The sequence below is a fragment of the Sinorhizobium sp. NFACC03 genome (assembly GCF_900103435.1).
In the GTDB taxonomy this organism is placed as follows: domain Bacteria; phylum Pseudomonadota; class Alphaproteobacteria; order Rhizobiales; family Rhizobiaceae; genus Ensifer.
In genome coordinates this window covers 188,683-194,900 of record NZ_FMXF01000008.1, presented here as the reverse complement: position 1 = coordinate 194,900, position 6,218 = coordinate 188,683, and the positions used below count along the sequence as shown (strand labels likewise).

The window sequence follows — 6,218 nt, the reverse complement described above, 5'->3', positions numbered from 1 at the left end:
GTAAAGACCGTAACCCGTGGGACCGGCCTCGTAGCAAAAGTGGAGCTTGGCTCCACGCTTGGAAAGCTTATTGATCATCGATGCCACTGACGCCGGCTCCGAGGAGATGTCGCCGAAAAACCGCACCTCGCCGTTGCACTCCATCGGCAATGGCCACTGAAATCTTCAACTTCGACGTATCCAAGCCGATGAAAATTACGCTATTTTCTTTCATGGTTCGCCCTCGCTTAAGCGTGGGGCTCGGCTCCGGCCTATCCAGAGCAACCCCCGACTTCAGCTTACTGCGGGGGCGGGCCACCTTCACCCCGCGAACATACGGTCTAAGCCGCCTTCGAAACGGCAAGCCGGCAAAGCCAACAGGCACCCGCATTCCGCAAACGGCACAGAATCGCGCCGGAAGCGCCGCGGCTTTCTGCAAACCGCTTGAAATCGCCGACGAACGGCAATCGACATCGGCGCCCGCTTGAACCATAAAAATGGAATGAAACCAGAGGATGAAGCCAAATTAGTGGACGAAAGCGCCTATATCGGTAGCATGCGGCGCGCGACGCTCTGGCTCGGTTTTCTCTACTGGTTCGTGGAATTTCTCATCAGCAGTATCCTGTGGGGTATACTCGGGATCGATCCGATCGTGTCGGCCCCCGGCAAATTGCTGCTGATGTCCTGTGGCATGGTTCTTTCCTACGGTATCGCGGCGACGATGTTTCGCGTCAGGCACCGACACATGGCCACCAAGATCGTCGTTGGATTCTCGACCTCTCTCATTGCCGCCTTTGCCAATACCGGCATTGACTTCCTGCTCTATGTTTTATTCGTGCGTCCCGACCCGATCGCGGTCGACTGGACGAATACCGGTTACACGCTCGTCTACAGCATGGCGACCTTCGTCGGGTGGTCGTTCTTCTTCGTCGCGCTGCTCTACAGCTTCGAGCTGCGTGAGCGCGAACGGCGACTGGCGATCTCGCGCGAGGAAGCATTGGCCGCGCAAATGCGCGCGCTGCGATACCAGGTCAATCCGCATTTCCTGTTCAATACGCTGAACTCCATCACCGGGCTGATCGAGGAAGGGCAGACCGTTGCCGCGACCCGCATGGTGATGTCGCTTTCCAACTTTCTGCGTACGACCCTGGAGCTCGATCCTTTGCACGACGTGAGGCTTGCGGATGAACTGGCCTTGCAAGCCGGCTACCTTCACATCGAAGGCGAGCGCTATTCCGACCGGATGAAACTCAGGATGGACATTGCCAGCGGCCTGGAAGAGGCACTGGTGCCAAGCCTGATCCTGCAGCCCCTGGTCGAGAACGCGGTCAAACACGGCGTTGGCCGCTCGCCTGAACAGGTCGAGATCGTCATCAGCGCCGCCAAGGTCGGTCAGTCGCTCGAGATTGCCGTCGAGAACGATATCGCCGAGGAGACCGATAGTGGGCGGCGCCAGTCCTCCGGCACTGGGATCGGCCTCAAGAATGTCGCCGATCGCGTCCAGGCGCGGTTTCCGGGGGTCGGGGCCTGTGTATCCGGGCTCGTGACGCCCAGGCGTTTCAGAGCCGCAATTACAATGCCCCTGAGGCTTGCATGAACGAAATCCAGACAATCTCCCTTTCGATCCTCATCATCGACGATGAACCGCTCGCCAGACGCCGCTTGCTGCGCCTGCTCGGCGCGATGCCAGGGGTCGAGGTCTTGGGGACGGCCGGCAATGTCCAGCAGGCCTGCAGTCTCATCGCCGAGCTGCAGCCGGACGTGATCCTGCTCGATATCCAGATGCCTGGCGGCACCGGCTTCGACATCCTGGAGCAAGTGGGCAGCAACGCGCCCGCGGTCGTCTTCGTGACCGCCTTCGATCACTATGCGCTTCGCGCCTTCGAGGCGGCTGCCGTCGACTATGTCACCAAGCCGATCGAGGCGAACCGCCTGCGCACCGCAATCGAGCGGGCACGCGTGGCGATCGCGGCACGAACGAGCACCGAACGTGTGGTGGAACTCAACGAAACCGTGCGGGCGCTGCGACAGGCGCTGCGCAAACATGAAACCCAGTCGGCCGATCTCTGGATCAAATCCCGCGGAGAATTCGTTCGGATCGCGCTCGACCGGGTCGTGCGTTTCCAGGCGGAGCGCGATTATGTCCGCATCCACATCGAAGGCCGGTCCTATCTGCATCACGAAAGCCTGGCTTCGCTTGAACGCCGGCTCGACCCGGCAGAGTTTCTGCGGCTTCACCGCAGCTCGATCGTGCGCCGCGACTGTATCGTGGGGCTGAAGCAGGCCCCCTTCGCAGCCCTCATCGCCCTTCTCTCCGACGGCAGCGAAATTCGCGTCGGGCGAACCTATGCGCGCCATATCCGGCCGACCACGTGCGAGCGCCCGCAAGCGGACTGAGGGCCGAAACCGGGGCCATGGATCGGCTTTAGCGCAAGACGCCGCGCAGCCGCGGCACCGCAAAATCCACGAAGGCCCTGAGCTTCATCGGCACGAGGCCCTGCGGGAGATAGACCAGCTGGACCGGAAGCGGCGGGTGTTCGAACGCCTCCAGCAACGGAACGAGCAACCCTTCCGAGACGGGACGCGCTACCTGATAGGAAAGCACCCGCGTCAGGCCAAGGCCGGAGATGGCGGCATCGACGGCCGATTCCGCCGTGTTGACGATCAACCGCGACCGGATCGGCGCCGCCAGTTCGCGTCCATCGTCGAGGAAGCGCCAGACATGGGCGGCCGTGACGTTTTCGAAGGTGATGCAGTCGTGATCGGCGAGTTCGTTCGGATGCCCGGGCGCGCCGTGCTGCGCGACATAGCCGGGACTTGCATAGACCACGCGGCGGACTGAGCCGAGCCTGGTCGCCACCAGGTTGCTGTCGGGAAGGTTGCCGATCCGAAGTGCCAAGTCGATATGGTCGTCAACGAGATTGGCAAACCGGTCACCCAGCGCCAGCCGCATATCGATCTCAGGATGAGCCTTCAGGAAGTCCACGACGACGGGAAGAACGTGCAGGCGACCGAAGACGATCGGGGCAGAGATCGTCAGGTCGCCCTTGACCGCGCTGTATTCGCCGGCGGCCACCCTTTCCGCCTCCTCGACCCGCGCCAGGATCTCCTTGGCGGCCTCGACATAGGAGCGGCCGGTTTCGGTCAAGAGGATCTTGCGGTTCGTGCGAGTGATGAGCTGGGCGCCCAGATGCGCCTCAAGCTCCGAGACCTTCCGGCTGACTGTGGCAAGCGGCATCTTGAGCTGCCGTGAGGCAGCCGACAGGCTGCCGCTGTCGATGACGGCGAGCAGAACCCCCATGGCGTCGAGGCGATCCATCTTTCCTTCCAAAAAACGGGAATCAGTCTATCGTTCCCGCAGTCTACTGCCAAAAAATGGAAAGTCATAGATTGATCTCGAAGGCGGTTCATCCCGAACCGTCGGAGGGCCGCGACGGTTCTCATGCTCTTCGAGGGACATCTCCCATGAAACTCTATCGCCATCCGCTGTCCGGCCATTCGCACCGGGCTCAGCTCTTCCTGTCGCTGCTCGGCGTACCGCACGAACTGGTCGACGTCGATCTCAAGGCCCGGGCGCACAAGGAGCCGGAGTTCCTGAAGCTCAACCCGTTCGGCCAGGTTCCGGTCCTCGATGACGACGGCACCGTCGTTGCCGACTCCAACGCCATCCTCGTCTATCTCGCCAAGAAGCTCGGCCGCATCGATTGGCTGCCGGAAGATCCGGCTTTGGCCGCCAGGGTGCAGAAGTGGCTTTCAATTGCTGCCGGCGACATCGCCTTCGGTCCGGCGGCTGCCCGGCTCGTCACCGTGTTCGGTGCCAATCTGCGGGCGGAAGAGGCTATCGCCCGGGCCCATCGCGTGCTGGCGCAGATCGATGCGGAACTGAGCGGCCGCGACTTCCTGCTCGGCGCCCGGCCGACCATCGCCGACGTTTCCCTCTACAGCTACGTTTCTGCCGCACCCGAGGGTAATGTGGATCTATCCGACTACCCGCAAGTCCGGGCCTGGCTTGCCCGCATCGAGCGCCTGCCCGGCTTCGTCGGCTTTGAAAAGACGGCCGTCGGCCTCGCCGCCTGACGAACTGGCCCGGGGCGGTCACACTGCCCCGGGCCTCACCCCAACGAGGTTTCAGATCATGCCGGACAATGCACAACAGAAACGGCCGGACTCTCCCTGGCACGAAGGCGAACTCACCATCCAGCGCAGCATCGGCGTCGTCGAGCGCATGGATGCGACGGGGCGCAATTTCGTCCGCAGCTTCATGCCCGAGCAGCACCAGCAGTTTTTCCCGATGCTGCCCTTCGCCGTCTTCGGCGCAGTCGATGCGCAGGGTGACGTCTGGGCGACGATGCGCGCCGCGGCCCCCGGCTTCATGCAGGCGCCCGACGCCTGGAACCTCGACGTACGGCTGCCCCGTGATCCAGATGATCCGGCGGATGCCGGCATGGGCGATGCACATTCGATCGGCATGCTCGGCATCCAGCTCGAAACCCGGCGCCGGAACCGGCTCAACGGCGCGATCCTGCGCGACGGCGACGACGGTTTCACCATTCGCGTGCGCCAGAGCTTCGGCAACTGCCCGCAATATATCCAGCTCCGGCAGTTCTCCTTTTCCCGCGATCCATATGTACCGGCATCGGAACGGCCGATCCGTTACGCGGCCCTCGACGATCGCGCCCGGGCGATCATCGCCAATGCCGACACCTTCTTCGTCGCCTCCTATGTCGACCGCGATACCGGCGAGCGGCAGGTCGATGTCTCCCATCGCGGCGGAAAGGCTGGCTTCGTTGAGCTCGGCGAAGATGACGTTCTGACGATCCCCGACTTCTCCGGCAACCTGTTCTTCAACACGCTCGGCAACTTCATGGTCAATCCGCGCGCCGGCCTGCTGTTCGTCGACTTTGCGACCGGCGACATGCTGCAGATGACCGGCAGCGCCGAGGTCATCCTGTCGTCGCCCGAAGTCGCCGCCTTTCAAGGCGCAGAACGCCTGTGGCGGTTCCGTCCCCAACAGATCGTTTATCGCCAGGACGGCCTGCCGATTCGCTGGGCCTTCGAGGATGGCGGTTGGTCGCCCAGCCTGCTGACAACGGGTGACTGGGAACAGGCGAAGGTGCACCTGCAGGCCGCGGCCCTTGCCGAGGAGTGGCGCCCATTCCGCGTGGCGCGCGTCGAAGAGGAAAGCACGACGATCCGCTCGCTCTACCTCGTGCCGGACGATGGCGTCGGTCTCATGGCTCACCAGGCCGGCCAGCACCTGCCGATTCGGGTGAGGATAGACGCGGACGGCAAGGCACTTGTCAGAAGCTACACGCTCTCTTCCGCCCCGACCGACGCCTTCTATCGCATCAGTGTCAAGAATGACGGCACCGTCTCGCAATACCTGCACGGGCTGAAACCCGGCGACCGGATCGAGGCGCGCGCGCCGGCCGGCAGCTTCACGATCGATGGCACCGAGCGGCGACCGGCCGTGCTGATCGGCGCCGGCGTCGGCATCACGCCGATGGTCGCCATGTTGCAGCACATCGTCCACGAGGGGCGCCGCAAGCGCCGCACGCGCCCAACCTGGCTTTTCCAGGCCGCTCGGTCCCGAAACGAACGCGCCTTCGAGCGGGAGATTGCCGCTCTGGTCGAGGAAGGCCAGGGCAACATCCGCCTCATACGCGCGCTCAGCCAGCCGGAGACCGCGACCGAAGGGCAGGACTATGACGTCGGCGGCCGGATCGATATCAGCCACCTCAAGTCCACCCTGCCCTTCGACGACTACGACTTCTATCTCTGCGGCCCGGCGGCTTTCACGCAGTCGCTCTATGACGGATTGCGCGGGCTTAATGTGGCCGATGCCCGCATCCATGCGGAGGCCTTCGGGCTCTCGTCGCTGACGCGGCGGCCGGATGGCGGTGCTGGGCCGATCATGCCACCGGCCGCCAGCGCTCCCGTGCACGTCGTCTTCGCGAAATCCGCCAAGGAGACCCGTTGGCAGCCGGGCGACGGCAACCTGCTCGATCTCGCCGAAGCGCGCGGGCTGACGCCCGAGTTCGGTTGCCGCAACGGCAGTTGCGGCTCCTGCAGAACGCCGGTGCTCGAGGGGAAGGTGACCTACCCGTCGCTGCCCTCCTTCCCGGTGGCAGAGGGCGAGGCGCTGATCTGCTGCGCCGTTCCGGCGGAAGGCGAGGAACGTAAACTGCATCTTTCGCTCTGAGCTCTGGTTCGGCTATTGATGATGCACCACATCATCA

5 protein-coding genes and 1 pseudogene are annotated in these 6,218 nt (G+C 63.5%); 4 read left to right on the top strand and 2 right to left on the bottom strand.

Features of this window, described 5'->3' with window-relative positions:
* Window positions 1-214 (bottom strand): annotated as a pseudogene (locus tag BLU35_RS36120) (IS110 family transposase); the annotation flags it as partial.
* 267 nt (window positions 215-481) lie between these two features.
* Between BLU35_RS36120 and BLU35_RS13760 the strand changes: the two are divergent.
* Both BLU35_RS13760 and BLU35_RS13755 read left to right on the top strand, forming a co-directional pair.
* Window positions 482-1,576, top strand: coding sequence for a sensor histidine kinase (locus tag BLU35_RS13760; RefSeq protein ID WP_093233434.1), 1,095 nt, complete (start codon window positions 482-484; stop codon window positions 1,574-1,576).
* Window positions 1,573-2,376, top strand: a complete 804-nt coding sequence (locus BLU35_RS13755; RefSeq protein ID WP_093233433.1) for a LytR/AlgR family response regulator transcription factor — start codon at window positions 1,573-1,575, stop codon at window positions 2,374-2,376. Before BLU35_RS13760 ends, BLU35_RS13755 begins: the two co-directional genes overlap by 4 nt.
* Before the next feature lie 28 nt (window positions 2,377-2,404).
* On the opposite strand, the gene BLU35_RS13750 is transcribed toward BLU35_RS13755, so the two are convergent.
* On the bottom strand, window positions 2,405-3,298 hold the full coding sequence (locus BLU35_RS13750) for a LysR family transcriptional regulator (RefSeq protein WP_058322676.1): 894 nt from the start codon (window positions 3,296-3,298) through the stop codon (window positions 2,405-2,407).
* Window positions 3,299-3,444: 146 nt separating this feature from the next.
* On the opposite strand from BLU35_RS13750, the gene BLU35_RS13745 reads away from it, so the two are divergent.
* The gene (locus BLU35_RS13745; RefSeq protein WP_093233432.1) at window positions 3,445-4,056 is read left to right on the top strand and encodes a glutathione S-transferase family protein; all 612 of its coding nucleotides are present in this window, start codon (window positions 3,445-3,447) and stop codon (window positions 4,054-4,056) included.
* A 58-nt stretch (window positions 4,057-4,114) separates the two neighbouring features.
* Entirely contained in the window at window positions 4,115-6,181 is a 2,067-nt protein-coding gene (locus tag BLU35_RS13740; RefSeq protein WP_093233431.1) for an FAD-binding oxidoreductase, read from the top strand.
* Window positions 6,182-6,218 lie beyond the last annotated feature (37 nt).